Annotated in this window: 21 protein-coding genes; 20 read left to right on the forward strand and 1 reads right to left on the reverse strand. The window is 64.3% G+C overall.

The annotated features are described in order from the left end of the window. Positions 1-21 precede the first annotated feature (21 nt). The 4 genes from AC0WRY_RS10860 to AC0WRY_RS10875 all read left to right on the forward strand — a co-directional run bounded on the left by AC0WRY_RS10860 (position 22) and on the right by AC0WRY_RS10875 (position 6,673). Positions 22-1,572, forward strand: coding sequence for a wax ester/triacylglycerol synthase family O-acyltransferase (locus AC0WRY_RS10860; RefSeq protein ID WP_211417799.1), 1,551 nt, complete (start codon positions 22-24; stop codon positions 1,570-1,572). Between the two features lie 10 nt (positions 1,573-1,582). Next, on the forward strand, positions 1,583-2,578 hold the full coding sequence (locus tag AC0WRY_RS10865) for an alpha/beta fold hydrolase (RefSeq protein ID WP_491123077.1): 996 nt from the start codon (positions 1,583-1,585) through the stop codon (positions 2,576-2,578). 153 nt (positions 2,579-2,731) lie between these two features. After that, a complete protein-coding gene (locus AC0WRY_RS10870) occupies positions 2,732-5,968 on the forward strand; it encodes a bifunctional cytochrome P450/NADPH--P450 reductase (RefSeq protein ID WP_194406976.1) in 3,237 nt (1,078 codons plus the stop codon). Positions 5,969-5,998: 30 nt separating this feature from the next. Continuing rightward, on the forward strand, positions 5,999-6,673 hold the full coding sequence (locus AC0WRY_RS10875) for a spermidine synthase (RefSeq protein WP_194406977.1): 675 nt from the start codon (positions 5,999-6,001) through the stop codon (positions 6,671-6,673). On the opposite strand, the gene AC0WRY_RS10880 is transcribed toward AC0WRY_RS10875, so the two are convergent. Then, on the reverse strand, positions 6,670-7,584 hold the full coding sequence (locus tag AC0WRY_RS10880; RefSeq protein ID WP_194406978.1) for an alpha/beta fold hydrolase: 915 nt from the start codon (positions 7,582-7,584) through the stop codon (positions 6,670-6,672). The genes AC0WRY_RS10875 and AC0WRY_RS10880 overlap by 4 nt on opposite strands. 160 nt (positions 7,585-7,744) lie before the next feature. On the opposite strand from AC0WRY_RS10880, the gene AC0WRY_RS10885 reads away from it, so the two are divergent. The 16 genes from AC0WRY_RS10885 to AC0WRY_RS10960 all read left to right on the forward strand — a co-directional run bounded on the left by AC0WRY_RS10885 (position 7,745) and on the right by AC0WRY_RS10960 (position 21,921). Continuing rightward, positions 7,745-8,128, forward strand: a complete 384-nt coding sequence (locus AC0WRY_RS10885) for a hypothetical protein (RefSeq protein WP_194406979.1) — start codon at positions 7,745-7,747, stop codon at positions 8,126-8,128. Continuing rightward, positions 8,125-9,207 carry a PHA/PHB synthase family protein gene (locus AC0WRY_RS10890; RefSeq protein WP_194406980.1) on the forward strand — a complete coding sequence of 361 codons (1,083 nt, stop codon included), beginning with the start codon at positions 8,125-8,127 and terminating at the stop codon, positions 9,205-9,207. Before AC0WRY_RS10885 ends, AC0WRY_RS10890 begins: the two co-directional genes overlap by 4 nt. After that, on the forward strand, positions 9,204-9,797 hold the full coding sequence (locus AC0WRY_RS10895) for a GNAT family N-acetyltransferase (protein ID WP_194406981.1): 594 nt from the start codon (positions 9,204-9,206) through the stop codon (positions 9,795-9,797). The genes AC0WRY_RS10890 and AC0WRY_RS10895 overlap by 4 nt, the downstream gene beginning before the upstream one ends. Positions 9,798-10,010: 213 nt before the next feature. Further along, positions 10,011-10,466: a phasin gene (locus AC0WRY_RS10900; RefSeq protein ID WP_194406982.1), complete on the forward strand. Its 456-nt coding sequence runs from the start codon at positions 10,011-10,013 to the stop codon at positions 10,464-10,466. Between the two features lie 320 nt (positions 10,467-10,786). Next, entirely contained in the window at positions 10,787-11,728 is a 942-nt protein-coding gene (locus tag AC0WRY_RS10905) for an IS110 family RNA-guided transposase (RefSeq protein WP_194404488.1), read from the forward strand. Between the two features lie 80 nt (positions 11,729-11,808). After that, complete coding sequence (locus AC0WRY_RS10910) at positions 11,809-13,095, forward strand: DUF445 domain-containing protein (protein ID WP_491123078.1); 1,287 nt, start codon at positions 11,809-11,811, stop codon at positions 13,093-13,095. 198 nt (positions 13,096-13,293) lie between these two features. After that, positions 13,294-14,064 (forward strand): lipase family alpha/beta hydrolase, encoded by a 771-nt coding sequence (locus AC0WRY_RS10915; RefSeq protein ID WP_194406984.1) that lies wholly within the window; start codon positions 13,294-13,296, stop codon positions 14,062-14,064. A 233-nt stretch (positions 14,065-14,297) separates the two neighbouring features. Beyond that, positions 14,298-15,164 (forward strand): phenylacetic acid degradation operon negative regulatory protein PaaX, encoded by an 867-nt coding sequence (paaX, locus tag AC0WRY_RS10920; protein ID WP_194406985.1) that lies wholly within the window; start codon positions 14,298-14,300, stop codon positions 15,162-15,164. Positions 15,165-15,240: 76 nt separating this feature from the next. Beyond that, positions 15,241-16,233 carry a 1,2-phenylacetyl-CoA epoxidase subunit PaaA gene (gene paaA / locus AC0WRY_RS10925; protein WP_491123079.1) on the forward strand — a complete coding sequence of 331 codons (993 nt, stop codon included), beginning with the start codon at positions 15,241-15,243 and terminating at the stop codon, positions 16,231-16,233. 10 nt (positions 16,234-16,243) lie between these two features. Next, positions 16,244-16,531: a 1,2-phenylacetyl-CoA epoxidase subunit PaaB gene (gene paaB, locus AC0WRY_RS10930; RefSeq protein WP_008136594.1), complete on the forward strand. Its 288-nt coding sequence runs from the start codon at positions 16,244-16,246 to the stop codon at positions 16,529-16,531. Further along, positions 16,531-17,307, forward strand: a complete 777-nt coding sequence (gene paaC / locus AC0WRY_RS10935) for a 1,2-phenylacetyl-CoA epoxidase subunit PaaC (RefSeq protein WP_491123080.1) — start codon at positions 16,531-16,533, stop codon at positions 17,305-17,307. The genes paaB and paaC overlap by 1 nt, the downstream gene beginning before the upstream one ends. Then, positions 17,301-17,804 (forward strand): 1,2-phenylacetyl-CoA epoxidase subunit PaaD, encoded by a 504-nt coding sequence (gene paaD / locus AC0WRY_RS10940; protein WP_491123081.1) that lies wholly within the window; start codon positions 17,301-17,303, stop codon positions 17,802-17,804. Before paaC ends, paaD begins: the two co-directional genes overlap by 7 nt. 2 nt (positions 17,805-17,806) lie before the next feature. After that, a complete protein-coding gene (paaE, locus tag AC0WRY_RS10945) occupies positions 17,807-18,892 on the forward strand; it encodes a 1,2-phenylacetyl-CoA epoxidase subunit PaaE (protein ID WP_491123082.1) in 1,086 nt (361 codons plus the stop codon). A 101-nt stretch (positions 18,893-18,993) separates the two neighbouring features. Beyond that, complete coding sequence (paaI, locus tag AC0WRY_RS10950; protein ID WP_491123083.1) at positions 18,994-19,443, forward strand: hydroxyphenylacetyl-CoA thioesterase PaaI; 450 nt, start codon at positions 18,994-18,996, stop codon at positions 19,441-19,443. Between the two features lie 41 nt (positions 19,444-19,484). Beyond that, complete coding sequence (paaK, locus tag AC0WRY_RS10955) at positions 19,485-20,813, forward strand: phenylacetate--CoA ligase PaaK (RefSeq protein ID WP_491123084.1); 1,329 nt, start codon at positions 19,485-19,487, stop codon at positions 20,811-20,813. Between the two features lie 103 nt (positions 20,814-20,916). Next, entirely contained in the window at positions 20,917-21,921 is a 1,005-nt protein-coding gene (locus AC0WRY_RS10960) for a quinone oxidoreductase family protein (RefSeq protein WP_491123085.1), read from the forward strand. Position 21,922 lies beyond the last annotated feature (1 nt).

A 21,922-nucleotide genomic window follows, 5' to 3' on the forward strand; every position in this document is an offset into this window, starting at 1 on the left:
CAAATCTTGCGGGAGGGAACTATGGCTGACGGTAAGAAGCTGTCGTCGCTGGACGCGTCGTTTCTCTATCTGGAAACGCCTGAGATGCCGATGCATGTCGGGAGCATGGCGATCTTTCGCCTGCCCGACGACTACAAGGGCGACTTCTTCGAAGACTTCAAGGCGATGATCGTCTCGCGCCTGCACATCGCGCCGATCCTGAAGGCGCGACTGGAGAAGGCGCCGCTCGACATCGACCATCCCTCCTGGGTCGAGGACGATCAGTTCGACATCGATCGTCACATCTTCCGCGCCAGCCTGCCGCAACCACGCGACCGCGCCACGCTCGAGCGCATCGTCGGCTGGATGCATGCCAAGCTCTTGAACCGTGCCCGCCCGCTCTGGGAGTTCTACGTGTTCGAGGGCATGAAGGACAACGAGGTCGGGCTCTATTCCAAGATGCACCATGCCGCGATCGACGGTGGCGCCGGCGCGGCGCTGACCAACATGATCTACGATATCTCGCCGATCCCGCGGCAGGTCGAGCCGCCGACGGCCGGAAGCAAGCCGGGGCAGGAGCCGCGCGACATCGCGGCGAACCTGCTGGATTCCTACCAGCAGCTGTTCAACCAGCCCCTCGATGCCGGCAAGGCCGCCCAGAACCTGCAACTGCCGCGCACCGGCAAGAGCGACATCGGCTCGATCCTGTTCGACAACGCGATGTACCAGATCGAGAGCGCAGTGCGCTTCGCGGGCAATATCCCGACCATGGTCAAGAGCGTCTCCGAGGTGCTGGGCAAGGTCTCCGATCCGAAATCGCGCGAGAGCCTTGCCAGCATGGTGTCGCCGCCGACCATGCTGAACAAGACCATCTCCTCGGAGCGCAGCTTTGCCGGCGTGTCGATCTCGCTGTCGCGCTCCAAGGCGCTGGCCAAGCGCGCGGGCGGCAAGCTCAACGACGTCGTGCTGGCGCTCGCCTCCGGCGTGGTCCGCCGCTATCTTCTGCAATATGGCACGCTGCCTGCGAAATCGCTGACGGCGGCCGTGCCGATCTCGCTGCGTGAGGAGGGAAACACCGAGGCCAACAACCAGGTGTTCGGCATGATCTGCGCGATTGCGACCAATATCGACGATCCCAAGGCGCGGCTCGAGGCCATCATCGCGCAGTCGACCAAATCCAAGGAGATGTCGCATCCGCTGCGTGCCTTGATGCCGCAGGTCTCCAACATCTCGATGCTGGGCGCACCGATCATGGTGCAGATCCTGGCGCTGCTCTACAGCCGTTCGAACCTCTCGGACGTTCTGCCGCCGGCTGCAAACATCACGGTGTCCAACGTGCCGGGGCCGCGGCAGACGCTCTATGCCGCGGGCGCCGAGCTGCTGCACATCTTCCCGGTGTCGATCTCGACGCACGGACAGGCGCTCAACATCACCGTGCAGAGCTACCGCGACCAGCTCGATTTCGGCTTCATCGTCGGCGCCAACATCATTCCGCATGTGCAGGTGATGTGCGACATGCTGCCGGAGGAGTTCGCCGCGCTGGAGGCGGCCTATGCGCCACCGGCGGCCGAGATCAAGGGCGCCGCGGAATAGGAAGTTTGTGATGATTGAAATGCCGCCGCTCCAGTTCGCGCAGACGAACGGAATCCGCATGGGCTATTACGAGGCAGGCCCGGCCGACGACAAGCCGCCGATCGTGCTGTGCCACGGCTGGCCCGAGCTCGCCTTCTCCTGGCGTCACCAGATCAAGGCGCTGAGCGAGGCGGGCATCCGGGTGATCGCCCCGGACCAGCGCGGCTACGGCGCAACCGACCGGCCCGAGCCGGTCGAGGACTATGACATGGAGCATCTGACCGGCGATCTCGTCGGTCTGCTCGACCATCTCAATATCGACAAGGCGATCTTCGTCGGTCACGATTGGGGCGGCTTCGTCGTCTGGCAGATGCCGTTGCGGCACCCGTCGCGCGTCGCCGGCGTGGTTGGCGTCAACACCCCGCATTGGGACCGCACGCCGATCGACCCCATCGCCCTGTTTCGCCAGCGCTTCGGCGATCAGATGTATATTGTCCAGTTCCAGGATCCCGCGCGCGGGCCGGACAGGATCTTCGGCAGCCGCGTCGAGCAGACGTTCGATGCCTTCATGCGCAAGCCGCTGGCGCGCCCGCCGGCAAAGGCCGAGGAGCCGCCGATCGCGGGTGTCGGCGCCTCGTCGAAGACCAATCTGGCGTTTCCGCAAATGATCGCAGCCTACGATGCCAAAGTCGATCCGCGCGCACCGATCCTGTCGGCCGACGAGAAGAAGGTGTTCGTCGACACCTTCACGAAAACTGGTTTCACCGGCGGTATCAACTGGTATCGCAACTTCTCCCGTAACTGGGAGCGGTCGAAGGGCCTGGATCACAACGTCCATGTGCCCTCGCTGATGATCATGGCGGAGAACGATGCGGTGCTGCCGCCGTCCGCGGCCGACGGCATGGAGAAGCTGATCGGCGATCTCGAGAAATATCTGGTGAAGGATAGCGGCCATTGGACGCAGCAGGAGAAGCCGGAAGAGGTCAGCGCCAAGCTGATCGAATGGCGTAGAAGGCGGTTTGGTTGACGACGCGGTCGTCCAGGTAAGTGGCACCGTCGTTCCGGGATGGTCCGAAGGGATCGCGAAGCGACCCTGGGGACCAGACCCGGAACCTCGACAGTCCGGGTTCGATGCTGCGCATTGCCCCGGAATGACGGCAAGAGGGGGAAGCGAAGTTAAATGTCATCCAAGAACCGTCTGGACCCGATCCCGCATCCGCCCACCAAGCCCGTGGTCGGCAACATGCTGTCGCTGGATTCGGCCGCTCCCGTGCAGCACCTGACGCGGCTCGCCAAGGAGCTCGGCCCGATCTTCTGGCTCGACATGATGGGCTCGCCGATCGTCGTCGTGTCAGGCCACGACCTCGTCGACGAGCTCTCCGACGAGAAGCGGTTCGACAAGACAGTGCGCGGCGCGCTGCGGCGCGTGCGCGCGGTCGGCGGCGACGGGCTGTTCACGGCCGACACCAAGGAGCCGAACTGGAGCAAGGCGCACAACATCCTGCTCCAGCCCTTCGGCAACCGCGCCATGCAGTCCTATCATTCGAGCATGGTCGACATCGCCGAGCAGCTCGTCCAGAAATGGGAACGGCTCAACGCCGACGAGGAGATCGATGTCGTCCACGACATGACCGCACTGACGCTTGATACGATCGGGCTGTGCGGCTTCGACTATCGCTTCAATTCGTTCTACCGGCGGGACTATCATCCCTTCGTCGAGTCGCTAGTGCGCTCGCTCGAAACCATCATGATGACGCGCGGCCTGCCGTTCGAGCAGATCTGGATGCAGAAGCGGCGCAAGACGCTGGCCGAAGACGTCGCCTTCATGAATAAGATGGTCGACGAGATCATCGCCGAGCGGCGCAAGAGCGCGGAGGGGATCGACGACAAGAAGGACATGCTGGCCGCGATGATGACCGGCGTCGATCGTTCGACCGGAGAGCAACTCGACGACGTCAACATCCGCTATCAGATCAACACGTTCCTGATCGCGGGCCACGAGACCACCAGCGGGCTGTTGTCCTACACGCTCTATGCGCTGCTCAAGCATCCGGACATTCTCAAGAAGGCTTATGACGAGGTCGACCGCGTCTTCGGTCCCGACGTCAACGCGAAGCCGACCTATCAGCAGGTGACGCAGCTCACCTACATCACGCAGATCCTGAAAGAAGCGCTGCGACTGTGGCCGCCGGCGCCGGCCTACGGCATCTCCCCGCTGAACGACGAGACCATTGGAGGCGGCAAGTACAAGCTTCGGAAAGGCACCTTCACCACGATCCTGGTGACCGCGCTGCATCGCGATCCCTCCGTCTGGGGGCCGAATCCCGATGCCTTCGATCCCGAGAATTTCAGCCGCGAGGCGGAGGCGAAGCGGCCGATCAATGCCTGGAAGCCATTCGGAAACGGCCAGCGCGCCTGCATCGGCCGCGGCTTTGCGATGCACGAGGCCGCGCTAGCGCTCGGCATGATCCTGCAGCGCTTCAAGCTGATCGATCACCAGCGCTACCAGATGCATCTGAAGGAAACGCTGACGATGAAGCCGGAGGGCTTCAAGATCAAGGTACGTCCGCGCGCCGATCGCGAGCGGGGTGCCTACGGAGGGCCCGTTGCGGCTACCGGTTCAGCGCCGAAGGCGCCGCGTCAGCCGACGGCCCGGCCCGGCCATAACACGCCGATGCTGGTGCTGTACGGCTCCAACCTCGGCACCGCCGAGGAACTCGCGACGCGCATGGCCGACCTTGCCGAGATCAACGGCTTTGCCGTGCATCTCGGCCCGCTCGACGATTATGTCGGCAAGCTGCCGCGGGAGGGTGGCGTGCTCATCATCTGCGCCTCCTATAATGGTGCACCGCCCGACAACGCGACGCAGTTCGTCAAATGGCTGGGCGACGATCTGCCGAAGGATGCCTTTGCGGGTGTGCGCTATGCCGTGTTCGGCTGCGGCAACAGCGACTGGGCTGCGACTTATCAATCGGTGCCGCGCCTGATCGACGAGCAATTGTCGAAGCACGGCGCACGTGCGGTTTATCCGCGTGGCGAGGGCGATGCGCGCAGCGATCTCGATGGCCAGTTCCAAAAATGGTTCCCGGCCGCCGCCCAGGTCGCGACCAAGGAATTCGGCATCGACTGGAATTTCACCCGCACCGCCGAGGACGATCCGCTCTATGCGATCGAGCCTGTGGCGGTGACCGCCGTCAACACCATCGTCGCCCAGGGCGGCGCTGTGGCGATGAAGGTGCTCGCCAACGACGAGCTTCAGAACAAGGGCGGGGCCAATCCGTCGGAGCGCTCGACGCGCCATATCGAGGTGCAGCTGCCGTCCAATGTCAGCTACCGCGTCGGCGATCACCTCAGCGTCGTCCCGCGCAACGATCCGACCCTGGTGGATTCGGTCGCCCGTCGCTTCGGCTTCCTGCCGGCGGACCAGATCAGGCTCCAGGTCGCCGAAGGCCGCCGCGCGCAATTGCCGGTGGGAGATGCCGTGTCGGTCGGGCGCCTGCTCAGCGAGTTCGTCGAGCTGCAGCAGGTCGCGACGCGCAAGCAGATCCAGATCATGGCGGAGCACACCCGCTGTCCTGTCACCAAGCCGAAGTTGCTGGCCTTCGTCGGCGAGGAGACGGAGCCGCTCGAGCGCTATCGCGCCGAGATCCTGGCCAAGCGCAAATCGGTGTTCGATCTATTGCTCGAATATCCCGCCTGCGAATTGCCGTTCCACGTCTATCTGGAGATGCTCTCGCTGCTGGCGCCGCGCTATTACTCGATCTCGTCCTCGCCGTCGGTGGACCCGGCGCGCTGCAGCGTCACGGTCGGCGTGGTCGAAGGTCCCGCCGCCTCCGGCCGCGGGGTCTACAAGGGAATCTGCTCGAACTATCTGGCCAATCGCCGCGTGGGCGATACGGTCTATGCCACCGTGCGTGAGACCAAGGCTGGCTTCCGCCTGCCGGACGATCCATCCGTGCCGATCATCATGATCGGCCCGGGCACCGGCCTTGCGCCGTTCCGCGGCTTCCTGCAGGAGCGCGCCGCGCGCAAGGCGAAGGGGGCCAGCCTCGGGCCATCCATGCTGTTCTTCGGTTGCCGCCATCCGGATCAGGATTTTCTCTACGCGGAGGAGCTGAAGGCGCTGGCGGCCAGCGGCATCACCGAGCTGTTCACGGCGTTCTCGCGTGCCGACGGACCGAAGACCTATGTGCAGCACGTGCTGGCCGCGCAGAAGGACAAGGTCTGGCCGCTGATCGAGCAGGGCGCGATCATCTATGTCTGCGGCGACGGCAGCAAGATGGAGCCGGACGTGAAGGCGGCGCTGGTTGCGATCCATCGCGAGAAGAGCGGCAGTGATGCCGCCGCCAGTGCGCGCTGGATCGAGGAGATGGGGACGCAGAACCGCTATGTGCTCGACGTCTGGGCGGGCGGGTGATTATTCGTCCGACCGTGCTAAACGTCGCCCATGATTCCCTGGGAAAAAATCGACACCGCCAAGATCCCCGGCTCCGACGAAGAGCTTCGCCTGATGCGGCGGGGCAAGGAGTTCTCCATCAAGCTCGGCACCAACGAGCTGATGAACAATCGCCTGTCCGGGTCGGAAGCCGCGCTCGCGACGCTTGCCGCAAAGCAGATCGAGAGAGTCGCAAAACCCGTCGTTCTGATCGGCGGCCTCGGCATGGGTTTTACCTTGCGCGCGGCGCTCGCCGTGCTCGGGTCCAAGGCGAAGATCGTGGTCTCCGAGCTCGTGCCGGCGGTGGTGAGCTGGGCGAAAGGCCCGATGGCGGAGGTCTTCGGCGACAGCCTCGATGATCCCAGGGTGGACATAAGGGAAATCGACGTCGGCGAGATCATCCGTGCGAAGAGCGCAGCCTACGACGCCATTCTCCTGGACGTCGACAACGGGCCCGAGGGTTTGACCCGAAAGGACAACGACGCGCTCTACAATGCGAGCGGGCTAACGGCGGCGAAGACGGCCCTGCGGCCGGGCGGCGTGCTGGCGGTGTGGTCGTCCGGACCCAACCCCGCATTCACCAAGCGTCTCAAGCGCGTCGGCTTGGACGTCAACGAAGTCGCTGTCCGCGCCACCGGCAGAGGCGGCGGCGCGCGCCACGTGATCTGGATCGCGAGGAAGAGTTAAGCGGCCTGTGCCGCCGCGCCATGCGCGTGCTTGTCGATGGCGCCGATGATCTCCGGCCAGAACCGCATCGGCAGCGCGTGGCCCATGCCTTCGATCATCAGCAGCTTTGCATTCGGGATCGACGCCGCCGTGTCCTTGCCGCCTTCGGGGCGCACCAGCGGATCGACGGTGCCGTGAATGACGAGTGTCGGCGTCTGCACGGCGTGCAACCGTTCCTTGCGACTGCCGGATGCCAGCACGGCGCGGAGCTGACGGCCGACGCCGGCCGGATTGAGCCCGCGGGCGAACACGCGCTCGGCACGACCCGGGTCCAGGGCTTCCTCCTCCGGAAAATGCCCTGCGCGGAGCACTTTCCAGGTCTGGCCGTAGCGGACCATGAATTCTTCCTTGCTGCGCGGCGGTGGCGCCATCAGCATCGCGGCAGCCTCGCGCGACGGCGGCGGGATGCGCGGATTGCCTGTCGTCGACATGATCGATGTCAGCGAACGGACGCGGTGCGGAAACGACAACGTGACCTCCTGCGCGATCATGCCGCCCATGGACGCCCCGACCAGATGCGCCGACTTGATGCCGAGCGCATCCATCAGCCCGACCGTGTCCTTCGCCATGTCGATCAGTCTGTAGGTCGCGGCGACGGGAATCCTGAGGAAGCGCAGCTTCAATAGCTCGAGCGGCGTCAGGCGCTTGCCGCCGGTGAGATGGCTGGACTTGCCGATATCGCGGTTGTCGAAGCGGATCACGCGGAAACCGCGCGCGGCAAGCTGCTCGCAGAACGCATCGTCCCAGTGGATCATCTGCGCTCCGAGCCCCATGATCAGCAGCAGCGGCTCGGAATTGTCGTTGCCAAAAATCTCGTAGCAGATGTCGATGCCGTTGGCGCGGACGGTCTGGGGCGGCTGATGGCTGGTCACGGGTCCCTCCTGCTGATCGATGCTGTATCGCACGGTTTCCCGTCTCAAAGAAGCGGCGTGCCAAGTGGCGGGCGTGCTTGCCGGTTGACCGGCATCGCGCAACGGTGTGGTATGGCGAGAAAAGAAGGGCATCGCAGCTCTCGATTTCAGGAGGACGCCGATGACCGACAAGACCAACGACCCCGTTGCCATGTGGCAGAAGATGGTTGGTGAGATGGAGAAAGGGTTCAACTCTTTCGCCAATCAGGCCATGTCGTCGCCGGAATTTTCGCAGGCGATGAACCGTGCGGGCGGAGTTGCTGCAGGTGCTCAGAAGCAGCTCGGCGAGCTCATGGAGAAATACCTCGTCACGATGAATTTGCCGAGCCGGGAGCAGATCACGGGTCTTGCGGAGCGGTTGCAGTCGATCGAGGCCCAGATCGGCGAGATGAAGTCGATGCTGAACCAGATGGCGGCGAGTTCCGGCATCGCGCAAGGCTTGGATGGCACGCCGCGGCCGCCGCGCACCAAGCGTCCGCCCTCCGAGAACGGAGAGCCGACATGAACGCGCCGACGGGACTCGATTTCGCATCCATCCCGGACCGCATCCAGTCCGAGGTGCAGCGCGCCATCCAGCGCAGCATCAAGGGCGTTGAATATTTCTCGACCTCGGGCCCTTCGCTCGGCTCGACACCGAAGGACGTGCTGCATTCGCGCGGCACGATGAGCCTCTATCACTACCGGCCGATGTCGGACGAGATCTACCGCGTACCGGTGCTGATCGTGATGGCCACCACCAACCGCGGCTATATTCTCGATCTCGTCCCCGGCCAGAGCTTCATCGAGTTCCTGCTCAAGCGCGGCTACGACGTCTATATGCTCGACTGGAGCGCGCCGCGGCCGGAGGAGAAGAGCCTGCGGATGGAGGACTATGTCCTCGACTTCATCCCGGATTGCGTTCGCCGCGTGCAGGCGGACTCCGGCGAGCAGGACGTCTCCGTCATCGGCTATTGCTTCGGCGGCGTGTTGTCGCTGCTCTATGGCTCGATCCACGCGGAAGGGCCGATGAAGAACCTGATCTGCTTCACCACGCCGATCGACTTCCGCGAGATGAAGCTGTTCTCGAACTTCTCCGACCGTCGCTATTTCGACGTCGACCATCTCGTCGACAGTGTCGGCAACGTGCCGCCGGAGATGATCCTGTCCTCGTTCGAGATGCTGCGCCCGGCCTCGCGCACCGTGAGCCAGATCCAGCTCTGGGAAAACATCTGGAACGACGAGTTCGTGAAATCCTACCGGATGTTCGACCGCTGGGCGACCGACACGCTGCCGTTGGCGGGCGAGTATTTCCGCACCATCACCAAGGACCTGATGTGGGACAACAAGCTGTTCAACGACACCATGTCGGTCGGTGGCCGCGCGGCGAAGCTGGAGAATATCAAGGTGCCGATCCTGCATGCGGTGGCCGAGCACGACCACATCGTGCCGTATGAGGCCGCCAAGCACCTGATTACGAAGATTGGATCCGCGGACAAGGAAGAGGTGATGCTGAAAGGCGGTCACGTCTCGCTGGTCGCAGGTGCCAACGCCGTGAAGCGGCTGTGGCCGAAACTGGATACCTGGCTGGGAAAGAGATCGATATGAGCGAGCAGCGTTCCTATCCGCGTCACGTCAAGACCGACGCCGGCGATATCGAGATTCGCCTGATGGCACCTTCAGACGAAGCTGCGGTGCTCGCCTTCGGCAAGGGCCTGCCGACGCACGATTTGCTGTTCCTGCCGCGCAACATCAGCGAGCCGAAGGTGCTGTCGGCCTGGGTCAAGGAGATCGAGCGCGGCGCGATCACGAGCTTGCTCGCGGTCAGGGACGGCAAGGTCGTCGGCTGCGGCACGCTGGTGCGCGATCCTCATTCATGGTCGCCCCATGTCGGCGAGATCCGGATGGTGGTCTCGCTCGATGTGCGGGGCAAGGGAGTGGGGCGGGCGCTGTCGCAGGAGACCTTTGCGCTCGCACTTGGGGCGGGCCTGGAAAAGCTCTCGGTCCAGATGACGGTCGACCAGCAGGCCGCCATCGCCCTGTTCGAGAGCCTCGGCTTCAAGGCCGAAGCGTTGCTGCGCGACCACGTCCGGGACGTCGAGGGCAAGACCCATGATATCGTGGTGCTCGGCCACAACATCGCGCAGGTTCAGGCCCAAATGGAGGCCTATGGGCTGCCGGGGGCGGTGCAACACTAGGGGCCGGGCAGCCGGCGCCGGAAGCTCCGCTGAGAACCCGTTGGCCAGGGAGGCATCGAAGTGCCTTCCATTAAGGCTGTTCACGAATTCGTGATATCGCACTGCAATATGAATATTGCATCGCACAATTAACTATGCCATATAGGACGTGCCCCGGGCCGATACGGACGGGGTGAGCCCATAGCTCAACCTAATGAGGATGGAGAGAACCCCATGACCACTGAAACCAACACCGCTTTCGAGGGCTTCAAGGACGCTTTCAAGAACATCCAGAACCTGGAAGTTCCCGAGGCCGCCCGCGAGTTCGTCAAGAAGACCGCCAACACCGCCAAGGACCGTGCTGCCGAGGCTTTCGCCGGTTCCGAGCGCGTGACTGCCGCCGTCGAGAACGCGGTGACCGAATCCGTCACTGAAGCCGGCAAGATCAGCCGCAACATCCAGCAGGCGATCTACGAGGACGCCGAGGCGTTCTTCTCCAGCATCGACAAGCTCGCTTCCGCCAAGTCGTTCAGCGAGGCCGTCGAGATCCAGTCGGGCCTGCTCCGTTCGCGCGGCGAAGTGTTCGTCTCGCGTGCCAAGGCGACCGCCGACTATTTCGGCAAGCTCGCCGCCAACGGTGCGAAGTCCGTTCAGGACAATTTCGCCAAGGTCTACAACAAGACCGCCTGATCCGGCGCCCTGAGTGCAAACTGAAATTTGAGGCCCGCTTCGGCGGGCCTTTTGTTTTTGTCTGCTGCGTTCCCCGGATGCAGCGCAGCGCGCCCGGGCGATGCGATGCATCGTCCAGGTGGCGTGGTGCACTGCTGATCCCGCGGGCCATGCTGGGTCCCTGTGTATCGAAATCCTGTCATGGTGGAGTGGGCGGGAAGCCGTTGGGTCCTTGGCGCTTGACGCCGTGAGCCGGCTCGGTCTCCCGCCCGTTCCATTTATCAACCTGAACAGTTGCACGAGGCTGCGCCAACAGACCTCGCATCACAGGGACAGGCACCATGATCATACGCCCTCGTTACGTCGGAATCGACGTCTCCAAACGATATCTCGATATCTTCGATGAGAGCCTGGGCGTGCCGGAGCGCATCGCCAACGCGCCGCAGGCCATCACACAGATCGCGGCGCGTTGGCGATGCGATGTGCTGGTCGTCTTTGAAGCCACGGGCGTCTATGACCTTGAGCTTCGTGAGGCGCTCAGCCAGGCCGGCATCCGCTTTGCCCGGATCAACCCGGCCCGGGCCCGGGACTTTGCGCGCGCCAGCGGCCAGCTCGCCAAGACCGACCCGATCGATGCCCGGATGCTGGCGAGCTTTGCCCGGGCCATGCAGCCTGCCGCTGAGCAGGCTGCCAATCCTGCCCGCAATGCCCTGGCGGGGCTTGCAAAACGGCGGGATCAACTGGTTCTCATGCGTGCCCAGGAGAAGAACAGGCGCAGCGAGGCCGAGGACCGCGCCATGGCCGATCGCATCGGTCGGCTCATTGAAGTCCTCGACAATGAGATCGCCGCAATCGAGGCCGATATTAGCGCACTGATCAAGACTGAGCCGGAGGTCTCCGATGATGCGCAGTTGATGCGGTCACTTCCCGGCGTGGGCCCCGTAACCTGCATGCAGCTGATCGCGCAGATGCCGGAACTCGGAAAAGTGGGACCGAAGCAGGTGGCCGCGCTCGCCGGCCTGGCTCCCTTCAACGTCGACAGCGGCGCTTACCGCGGCAAGCGGAAGATCGTCGGGGGCCGAAAGCGCGTCCGCGATGCCCTCTACATGGCCGCTCTCAATGCGGTCCGCCGGGCCGATCCATTCAAGGCCTTCTACGCTCGACTGCGACAGGCCGGTAAACCTGCCAAGCTCGCTCTCATTGCCGTTGCCAGGAAGCTGTTGACGGTCCTCAACGCCATCATCCGCGATCGAAAGCCGTACCTGTACACTAGGCCAACATAACAGTTGCCGGCTCTGCGTCGCAGCGCTGCGCGTTGCGCCTTGTCCGGGACACGAAGAGACCGACGCGCTAAGTATCCCTCATGACTCCGCCCACCACCTTTTCCTTCGACACTCCCGGCGATGCCGAACGTGCGGCCGAGCTGCGCCGCGTCAAGGCGCTGGCGACGCTGGTGCTGGCGTCCACGCTTGGGCTCTTCATCGTCGCCAAGATCTTCTTGAACGTGCATCCCGTCTTCGGCTTCATCGCCGCCTTCGCGGAAGCCGCGACCATCGGCGGGCTCGCCGACTGGTATGCCGTGGTTGCCCTGTTCAAGCGGCCGCTCGGCCTGCCGATCCCGCACACCGCGATCATCCAGAGCAATCAGGCCCGCATCGCCGACAAGCTCGGCGAGTTCATCCAGGTGCATTTCCTCGAGGCCGGCCCGGTCGAGGCCAAGCTGAAGGAGATCGATTTCGGATCCTTCGTCGCCGACTGGCTGCGTGATCGCAAGCGCAGTGACGATCTGGCGCGCTTTGCGCTACGCCTGTTGCCCGAGGCCGTCTCTGCGACGGAGAGCTCGGGCCTGATGACCTTCATCATTCGCCGCATGTCGTCGCAGCTCCAGGCGGTCGACCTTGCGCCGCTCGCGGCCGGCACGCTGCGCGGCTTCGTGGCGGAAGGGCGCCACCAGATCCTGTTCGACGATCTCCTGCACGTGATGCATGAGACGCTGAACCAGAAAGAGACGATGGGGATGATCCGCGAGAAGGTGCGCGCGGAGTTGCCGACCCTGCTCCGGCTCTATCGCGCCGACAAGTTTCTGGTGAACAAGATCGTGGCGTCCGCCACCGCGTTCTTCAACGAGGTGCGCAATGATCCCAAGCATCCGTTCCGCGGCGAGTTCGACCGCATGGTGCTGAGCTTCGTCGACCGGCTCGGCACCGATCAGGCTTATATCGACCGCATCGACGGCTTGAAGCGCGATCTCTTGGCGCGGCCCGAGCTCGCGGATCTTGCCCGCACCGTCTGGTCCAATACGCGCTCCTTCATCGAGCGCAGCGCGAGCGGCGAGACGCAGGTGCTGCAGCATCATCTCGCCGGCATGTTCGTCGCGGCCGGCGAAGCGCTCGCGGGCGATGCCGAACTGCGCGGCGAGATCAACAAGGGCTTGGTGACGGTGTTGCGCAGCTTCGTCGCCGACCAGAAGAGCGGCGTTTCGATCTTCATCTCCGACCAGGTCAAGGCGTGGGATATGGCGCAGCTGATTTCGCTGATCGAAATCAACATCGGGCGCGACCTGCAATACATCCGCTTCAACGGCTCGCTGATCGGCGGCCTCGCCGGGCTCGCGCTCTACTCCGTAGAATCCCTGCTGAGATGGCTGTGACTTTTGCGTCACGGCCGGTGGCATTCACACGCAGGCCTATTGTCGCCCCGCATCTCTCCCGCTTGAATGCCGGGAACCGGCCGCCTAGCTGATTCATGTTGCGCTGCGGAACGATCAAGAAGCCGGCGAGTTGGAATCTCCATGCATTTGCCGGCCTCGTCCGGCCACCTTTTCAGCAATTCTTCCAGGGGACCATTGATGACCGCTACTGCCCAGACGCTGCGTCCGCCGTCCCGTACTCTGATGTTTCTGGAAGGGCGCGCGATCCACGAGTTCGGCGCATTCCTCGGCGCGCTGCCGCTGCTGAGCCTCGCGCCGCGCGGCGATGGGCATCCGGTGCTGGTGCTGCCGGGCCTCGTCGCCTCCGACGCGTCCACGCGCGCGCTGCGCACCTTCCTGTCCGGCAAGGGCTACGCGGTGAGCGGGTGGCGCCAAGGCCGCAATTACGGCCTGCGCGATGGCGTGCAGCACGCGATGGTCGATCTGGTCCAGGAGCTCAGCGACAATCACAGCCGCAAGATCAGTCTTGTGGGCTGGAGCCTCGGTGGTCTCTATGCACGCCAGCTCGCCAAGATGATGCCGGAGCGTGTGCGTCAGGTGATTACGCTCGGCAGCCCCTTCGCCGGCAATCCCCGCTCCACCAACGCCTGGCGCGTCTATGAATGGGCGAGCGGACGGAAGTCCGACGAGGTCGATCCGCAGTTCGGTGGCGAGCTTGCCGTCCCGCCGCCGGTGCCGACCACCGCCATCTTCAGCCGCACCGACGGCGTCTGCGCCTGGCAAGGCTGCATGGAGAAATCGGGCGCGCAGACCGAGAGCATTGAGATCGAGAGCAGCCATTGCGGCATGGGCCATCATCCGGCCGCGGTCTATGCGGTGGCCGACCGCCTCGCACAAAAGGAAGGCCAATGGCGTCCGTTCGACCGCAGCGGCTGGCGCAGCGTGGTGTATCCCGACCCGCACAGGTGATTTCTTCGCCTCTCCCCGCTCGCGGGGAGAGGCCGCAATTGCGAAAAGCAAATTCCGGGTGAGGGTGACTCTCCACGAGTCCAATTCTCACCGACTCCGCGGAGACTCCCCCTCATCCCGACCTTCTCAGCGTGAGCGAAGCTCGTCGCGGCCCCGCAAGCGGGGAGAAGGAGTGGAGGCATTGTCGCTTCCATCCATTGTCGCGCCCGCACCAAACGCGCTATGCCTGCCGCATGGCGCATCCGCTTTCCCGCATCATCGACCAGCTCAAGCGTGAACCGTCGCGCACCGGCTCCATCGTCATCACCGTGTTCGGCGATGCTATCGTGCCGCGCGGCGGATCCGTGTGGCTGGGCACGCTGCTGGAATTCTTCCAACGCCTGGATATCGACAGCGGCGTCGTCCGCACCGCGATGTCGCGCCTTGCCGCCGATGGCTGGCTGACGCGCGAAAAGGTCGGCCGCAACAGTTTCTACCGGCTTGCCGACAAAGGACGCCAGACGTTTGAAGCTGCCACGCGCCACATCTACGATCCGCCGCCGTCGGACTGGACCGGACGCTTCGAGCTGCTCCTGATCGGCAATGGCGAGGACCGTGACGTTTCCCGCGAGGCGCTTCGCAACGCCGGCTTCGGCAGTCCGCTGCCGGGCGTCTGGGTCGCGCCGTCGGGTGTGCCGGTGCCGGACGAAGCCGCGGGCGCCATCCGTCTGGAAGTCTCCGCCGAAGACGATAGCGGCCGCCGTCTGCTCAGCGCGAGCTGGCCGCTGCAGCGCACCGCGGACGCTTATCTGAAATTCATGAAAACGTTCGAGCCGCTCCGCGCCGCAATCGCGCGCGGCACGGATCTGTCCGAGGCCGACGCCTTCACCGCGCGCATCCTCTTGATCCACCATTATCGCCGTGTTGTGCTGCGTGATCCCTTGCTGCCGGGCGAATTACTGCCGGCGGACTGGCCGGGCAGGGCGGCCCGTGACCTCTGCGGCGATATCTATCGCGCGCTGCTCGCTCCCTCCGAGCAATGGCTCGATGATCATGGAACCAACGAAAAGGGGCCATTGCCGCCGGCGCGAAAGCTGCTGGAACGGAGGTTTGGCGCCTGAGATTTATGTTACAGAAATATCTTGCATGAAGTAATTCTTGTTATATATTCTCTCCCAATCAATCGGGAGGATGCGCATGTATACCCAGGCGCTGAACACGGCCGAGACCGACGACCGCGGTCTGGAGGACGCCGGCAGGGCTGCGCGGTTCCAGGCCCGTATCGATGCCGAGGAGCGCATCGAGCCGAACGACTGGATGCCGGCGGCCTATCGCAAGACGCTCACCCGCCAGATTTCCCAGCACGCCCATTCCGAAATCGTCGGCATGCTGCCCGAAGGCAATTGGATCACGCGCGCGCCGACGCTGCGCCGCAAGGCCGCGCTGCTGGCCAAGGTGCAGGACGAGTGCGGCCACGGCCTCTATCTCTACGCCGCTGCCGAGACGCTCGGCACCTCACGCGAGGAGCTGGTCGACGCCATGCTCGCCGGCAAAGCGAAGTATTCCTCGATCTTCAACTATCCGACGCTGACATGGGCCGACATCGGCACCATCGGCTGGCTGGTCGATGGCGCCGCGATCATGAACCAGATCCCGCTGTGCCGCTGCTCCTACGGCCCCTATGCGCGCGCGATGATCCGGGTCTGCAAGGAGGAATCGTTCCACCAGCGCCAGGGTTACGAGATCATGCTGACGCTGTGCCGCGGCTCGGACGAGCAGAATGCGATGGCGCAGGACGCGCTGAACAGATGGTGGTGGCCGGTGCTGATGATGTTCGGTCCGCCCGATGCGACCAGCCAGCACAGTGACACTTCGACGAAATGGAAGATCAAGCGCTTCTCCAATGACGAGCTGCGCCAGAAATTCGTCGATGCCACCGTGCCGCAGGCGCAATATCTCGGCCTCACCGTTCCCGATCCCGGCATGATTCAGGATGCCGACGGGCACTGGCGCTACAGCGAGATCGACTGGACCGAGTTCAAGCAGGTGCTCGCCGGCAACGGCCCTTGCAATCGCGACCGCATGGCCGCGCGCCGCAAGGCCCACGAAGAGGGCGCCTGGGTGCGCGAGGCGGCCGCAGCCTATGCCGCCAAGCGCGCACAGCGCCAGACCGCGCAAGCCGCGGAATAGGGAGATCGATATGGCCACGCCGAACACGCCGCTGTGGGAAGTCTTCATTCGCAGCCGCAACGGGCTCGCGCACAAGCATGTGGGATCGCTGCACGCGAGCGATGCCACCATGGCCCTGCAGGCCGCTCGCGACATCTACACAAGGCGTGGCGAGGGCCTGTCGATCTGGGTGGTGCCGTCGACCGCGATCACCGCGAGCGATCCCGCCGAGAAGGGCATGATGTTCGAGCCGGCGGAATCCAAGATCTACCGGCATCCGACGTTCTACGAGGTGCCCGAGGAAGTGGGGCACATGTGATGGCGACCGCCAACATCGAGGTCTCCGAAACGCCTTTGGTGCTCTACGCGCTGCGCCGCGCCGACGATGCGCTGATCCTCGGCCATCGGTTGTCGGAATGGTGCGGGCATGCGCCGATGCTGGAAGAGGACATGGCGCTCTCCAACATTGCGCTCGACCTGATCGGCCAGGCGCGAGAGCTCTACAGCTACGCCGCCAAGGTCGAAGGCAGGGATAACGACGAGGACAAGCTCGCCTACTTGCGCGACGTCAGGCAGTACCGCAATTTGCTGCTGGTCGAGCAGCCCAACGGCGATTTCGCGCACACCCTGGTGCGGCAGTTCTTCTATTCGGCGTTCGCCGACCTCTACTGGCGCGCGATGATGAGCTCGCGTGATGCGACGCTGGCTGCGATCGCCGCCAAGTCGGAGAAGGAGAGTGCCTATCATCTGCGCCACGCCTCGGAGTGGATCATCCGGCTCGGCGACGGCACCGACGAGAGCCACGCACGCGCGCAGGCCGCGGTCGGTCACCTCTGGGCCTTCACCGGCGAGATGTTTGCCGTCGACGAGGCCGAACGCGCCCTGATCCATGCCGGTCTCGCCGCCGATCCCGGCACCTTGCGCGGTCGCTGGCTGCAGACGCTTTCCGATGTCGTCAGCGAGGCCACTTTGGTGCTGCCGCAGAACGACTGGATGCAGCAGGGCGGCCGCACGGGCCGGCACAGCGAACATCTCGGCCATCTCCTGTCCGAGCTGCAATCGATGCAGCGCACCTTCCCGGGGCAGACATGGTGAGCGTGCTGGAGCGCGATAGCGAGCTGCGCCAGCGCGCCTGGGACGCTGCGGCGAGCGTGGTCGATCCGGAGATCCCGGTCTTGACCATCGCCGATCTCGGTGTGCTCCGCGAGGTTGCGTTGGCCGGCGATCATGTCGAGGTCGCGATCACGCCGACCTATTCTGGCTGTCCGGCGATGAACATGATCGCGCTGGAGATCGAGCTGGCGCTGGAGCGCGCCGGCTTTAGCCGTCCGAAGGTGCGCACGGTGCTGTCGCCCGCCTGGACCACCGACTGGATGAGCGAGGAGGGACGCGAGAAGCTGCGCGCCTATGGTATTGCGCCGCCGCAAGCCTCGAACTCGCGCCGCGCGCTGTTCGGCGAGCAGACCATCACGTGCCCGCAATGCGGCTCGGACAAGACCGAGCTTTTATCCGAATTTGGCTCGACCTCCTGCAAGGCGCTGTGGCGCTGCAAGTCCTGCCGCGAACCGTTCGATTACTTCAAGTGTCATTGACCATGTCAGCAGCAGCCGCACCGCGCTTTCATCGCCTGGCCGTCAACGATCTCCGCCGCGAGGCTTCCGACGCCATCTCCATGACCTTCGCCATCCCGGGCGAACTCGCCGGCGATTACGCCTTCACGCCCGGCCAGTACCTGACGCTCCGCACTACGCTGGATGGAGAAGAGGTGCGCCGCTCCTATTCGATCTGTTCCGGCCCTGACGACGGTGAGATCCGCATCGCCGTGAAGAAGGTCGACGGCGGCGCGTTTTCGAATTGGGCAGCCGAAGATCTCAAATGCGGCGACGAGCTCGACGTGATGACACCGACGGGCCGCTTCGGCGTGGTCCCGCCGGCAGAAAGCGCGCGTGTTCATGTCGGCTTCGCTGCTGGCTCCGGCATCACGCCGATCCTGTCGATCGTGAAGGGCGTGCTCGCGCGCGAGCCGGGCAGCCGCTTCTTCCTATTCTACGGCAACCGCAGCACCGACAACATCATGTTCCTCGAAGCGCTCGAGGAGCTGAAGGACCGCTTCATCGATCGCCTCTCGATCTTCCACGTCATCTCCGGCGAGGAGCAGGACATCCCGATCCTGCATGGCCGGCTCGACGGCGACAAGGTGAGGGTGCTGCTGCGCTCGCTGGTGCCGGCGGGAAGCGTCGATCATGTCTATGTTTGCGGTCCCCTTGGCATGAGCGAGGATATCGAGGCAACGTGCCGCGAGCTCGGCATCGTGCAGGACCGTATCCACGTCGAGCGTTTCGTCTCCGAATTCGGCGGCAAGCCCAGGCCAAAGAAGCTGGTTGCGCCCGACGCGCCGCCGAAGGCGATCGCATCGCTGATCATCGACGGCAAGCGGCGCGACGTGCCGGTCGCCGAGGACGAGGCGATCCTCGATGCCGCGCTGCGCGCCGGCGTCGATCTGCCCTTCGCCTGCAAGGGCGGCATGTGCTCGACCTGCCGTGCCAAGCTGGTCGAAGGCGAAGCGCCGATGGACATCAACTATTCGCTGGAGCCGTGGGAGCTGAAGGCGGGCTTCATCCTGACCTGCCAGGCCAAGCCATCGTCGGAGCGCGTCGTGGTCGATTATGATCATGTCTGAGGAGGCGTATCAGTGCCTGACGTTGCAAATGCGTCGCATTATTTGACAGTCCTGGCCAACCAGCAGAACATCATGTGCAAGCATTTGACCGGGAGAGGCGCGTGAACCTCAAAGCCGCTGTGTCGCCTGACGATGTCGCCCGCGCCTGCGGCGACGCAATGTGGGCGGATGACGATGCCTCCAAGGGACTCGGCATGGAGATCGTGGAGATCGGTCCGGGCTTCGCGACGCTGGCGATGACGGTGCGGCCGGACATGGTCAACGGCCAGCGCATCGCCCATGGCGGCTTCATCTTCACGCTCGCCGATTCCGCCTTCGCCTTTGCGTGCAACTCGCACAACGACCGCGTCGTTGCCGCGCAGGGCCAGATCACCTTCATCAAGCCCGGCAAGCTCGGCGATCGCCTCGTTGCCAGGGCGCGCGAGATCACGCGCGGCGGGCGCTCCGGCATCTATGACGTGCGCGTCACTGCAGGCGACACCGTGATCGCGGAATTCCGCGGACACTCGCGCGTCATTCCCGGCACGTGGCTGCCGACACAAGAGCAATAACCAACCAAGAAAGAACAAATCAATGTTGTGGGGAAGCGAGGATGGCTTTGACGAGGTTGAAAGAAATCGGCGGCTATAGCGCCGAGATGGACGCGCATGAACGCGCCTCGCGCGACGAGATCATGGCGCTGCAAAAGCAGCGGCTCGCCTGGTCGCTCAAGCACGCCTATGACAACGTTGCACATTATCGCAAGGCGTTCGATGAAGCCGGCGTGCATCCGTCCGACTTTCGCGAGCTGTCCGACCTTGCGAAATATCCGTTCACGGTGAAGACGGATCTACGCGACAATTATCCGTTCAACATGTTCGCGGTGCCGCGCGAAAAGCTAGTGCGCGTGCATGCCTCCTCCGGCACGACCGGCAAGCCGATCGTGGTCGGCTATACGCAGGCCGATATCGACACATGGTCGGACGTGATGGCGCGATCGATCCGCGCCGCCGGCGGCCGCACCGGCATGATCATTCACAATGCCTATGGCTACGGTCTCTTCACCGGTGGATTAGGGGTGCACTACGGCGCCGAGAAGCTCGGCTGCACCGTGGTGCCGATCTCAGGCGGCATGACCGAGCGGCAGGTGCAGCTCATCAATGATTTCCGCCCTGATATCATCACGGTGACGCCGAGCTACATGCTGGCGATCCTCGACGAGTTCAAGCGCCAGCGGCTCGATCCGCGCCAATGCTCGCTCAAGGTCGGCATCTTCGGTGCCGAGCCCTGGACCAATGCGATGCGCGGCGAGATCGAGGACGCCTTCGACATGGACGCGACCGACATCTATGGCCTCTCCGAGGTGATCGGCCCAGGCGTCGCGCAGGAATGCATCGAGACCAAGGACGGCCTGCACATCTGGGAGGATCATTTCTACCCCGAGGTGATCGACCCCGAGACCGGCGCGGTGCTGCCCGACGGTGAGAAGGGCGAGCTGGTCTTCACCTCGCTCACCAAGGAAGCGTTCCCGGTGATCCGCTATCGCACCCGCGATTTGACGCGGCTTCTCCCCGGCACCGCTCGCCCCGGCATGCGGCGCATGGAGAAGGTCACGGGACGCTCGGACGACATGATCATCCTGCGCGGTGTCAATCTGTTCCCGACCCAGATCGAGGAGGTGCTGCTCGCGACCGATTGGTGCGGCGGCCATTTCATCCTGGAGCTGACCCGCGAAGGCCGCATGGACGAGCTCACCATCATCGCCGAGGCGCGCTCCGAAAGCTGGGACGGACGAGGCCTCGTCGACCACGCCGACCGGATCTCGACCCACATCAAGAACACGATCGGGATCAGCTCCAGGGTGAGGGTAGTCGCGCCGGATACGCTGGAGCGCTCGCTCGGCAAGGCCAAGCGGCTCTACGACAAGCGGCCCAAGGACTGACTGGAAGGACCGACTTGGCGGATTGACATGGCGGATCGACTTGGCGGATTGACTTGACCGGTCCCAGAGGCGACAAGGCCCGCGAGAAATCGCGGGTCTTTTCATGTCGCCAGCCGATGCCAAAACCGTCGAAGCGCGCTGCGTGCGCCTCAATGCCAAAGCCGAGAACGCCGCCGCGCTTGCGCCGGTGGTCGAGCGTCAGACGCTGACGCGCGGTCCGAACGATCTCCTGATCGAGGTGAAGGCCGCAGCCGTCAATCCGTCCGACGTCAAGGCCGCGACCGGGCTGATGCCCTATGCCGTGTTCCCGCGCACGCCGGGCCGCGATTATGCCGGCATCGTCATCGACGGGCCGGCCGGCACCGCCGGCCGCGAGGTGTTCGGCTCTTCCGGCGATCTCGGGATCCGCCGCGACGGCACCCATGCCAGCCATCTCGTGGTCGAGGCCGAGGCGGTCGTCGAGAAGCCGAAGACGGTGTCGTGGGAGGAGGCCGCCGGCATCGGCGTGCCCTTCGTCACCGCGATGGAAGGTTTTCGCCGCGCCGGCGTGCCGAAGAGCGGCGAGACCGTGCTGGTGTTCGGCGTCAACGGCAAGGTCGGTCAGGCTGCGGTGCAGATCGCGACGTGGCAGGGTGCGCGCGTCATCGGCGTGGTGCGCAAGGCGGAAACCTACGAAGGCCACAGCAACGCGCCGATCGAGGTGGTCGATGCCTCCACGACCGACGTTGCCGCGCGCGTGCGCGAATTGACTGGCGGCAAAGGCGCCGACATCGTCTTCAATACGGTGGGCGATCCCTATTTCCAGGCGGCACACAAGTCGCTCGCCTTGCGCGGTCGCCAGATCCTGATTGCCGCGATCGACCGCATCGTGCAGTTCAACATCCTCGAATTCTATCGGGGCCAGCACACCTATGTCGGCATTGACACGCTCGGCCTGTCTTCGGCCGCGACCGGCGCGGTGCTGCGCGATCTCGGCCCGGGCTTTGCCGGCGGCCAACTGAAGCCGTTCCCGATCAAAGCGAGCGCCGTCTATCCGCTCGATCGAGCCAAGGAGGCCTATGTTGCCGTCGCCGGCTCCTCGCGCGACCGGGTGATTATGAAGCCGTAAT

This window comes from Bradyrhizobium sp. T-12 (assembly GCF_058314695.1).

Coding starts and splice junctions, on each gene's coding strand:
- paaC (WP_491123080.1), top strand. CDS start 16,531: ATGGCGACCGCCAACATCGAGGTCTCCGAAACGCCTTTGGTGCTCTAC.
- AC0WRY_RS10905 (WP_194404488.1), top strand. CDS start 10,787: ATGATCATACGCCCTCGTTACGTCGGAATCGACGTCTCCAAACGATAT.
- AC0WRY_RS10900 (WP_194406982.1), top strand. CDS start 10,011: ATGACCACTGAAACCAACACCGCTTTCGAGGGCTTCAAGGACGCTTTC.
- paaA (WP_491123079.1), top strand. CDS start 15,241: ATGTATACCCAGGCGCTGAACACGGCCGAGACCGACGACCGCGGTCTG.
- AC0WRY_RS10875 (WP_194406977.1), top strand. CDS start 5,999: ATGATTCCCTGGGAAAAAATCGACACCGCCAAGATCCCCGGCTCCGAC.
- paaD (WP_491123081.1), top strand. CDS start 17,301: ATGGTGAGCGTGCTGGAGCGCGATAGCGAGCTGCGCCAGCGCGCCTGG.
- AC0WRY_RS10895 (WP_194406981.1), top strand. CDS start 9,204: ATGAGCGAGCAGCGTTCCTATCCGCGTCACGTCAAGACCGACGCCGGC.
- AC0WRY_RS10890 (WP_194406980.1), top strand. CDS start 8,125: ATGAACGCGCCGACGGGACTCGATTTCGCATCCATCCCGGACCGCATC.
- paaE (WP_491123082.1), top strand. CDS start 17,807: ATGTCAGCAGCAGCCGCACCGCGCTTTCATCGCCTGGCCGTCAACGAT.
- AC0WRY_RS10885 (WP_194406979.1), top strand. CDS start 7,745: ATGACCGACAAGACCAACGACCCCGTTGCCATGTGGCAGAAGATGGTT.
- AC0WRY_RS10860 (WP_211417799.1), top strand. CDS start 22: ATGGCTGACGGTAAGAAGCTGTCGTCGCTGGACGCGTCGTTTCTCTAT.
- AC0WRY_RS10870 (WP_194406976.1), top strand. CDS start 2,732: ATGTCATCCAAGAACCGTCTGGACCCGATCCCGCATCCGCCCACCAAG.
- paaX (WP_194406985.1), top strand. CDS start 14,298: ATGGCGCATCCGCTTTCCCGCATCATCGACCAGCTCAAGCGTGAACCG.
- AC0WRY_RS10915 (WP_194406984.1), top strand. CDS start 13,294: ATGACCGCTACTGCCCAGACGCTGCGTCCGCCGTCCCGTACTCTGATG.
- AC0WRY_RS10910 (WP_491123078.1), top strand. CDS start 11,809: ATGACTCCGCCCACCACCTTTTCCTTCGACACTCCCGGCGATGCCGAA.
- paaK (WP_491123084.1), top strand. CDS start 19,485: ATGGCTTTGACGAGGTTGAAAGAAATCGGCGGCTATAGCGCCGAGATG.
- AC0WRY_RS10960 (WP_491123085.1), top strand. CDS start 20,917: ATGTCGCCAGCCGATGCCAAAACCGTCGAAGCGCGCTGCGTGCGCCTC.
- paaB (WP_008136594.1), top strand. CDS start 16,244: ATGGCCACGCCGAACACGCCGCTGTGGGAAGTCTTCATTCGCAGCCGC.
- AC0WRY_RS10865 (WP_491123077.1), top strand. CDS start 1,583: ATGATTGAAATGCCGCCGCTCCAGTTCGCGCAGACGAACGGAATCCGC.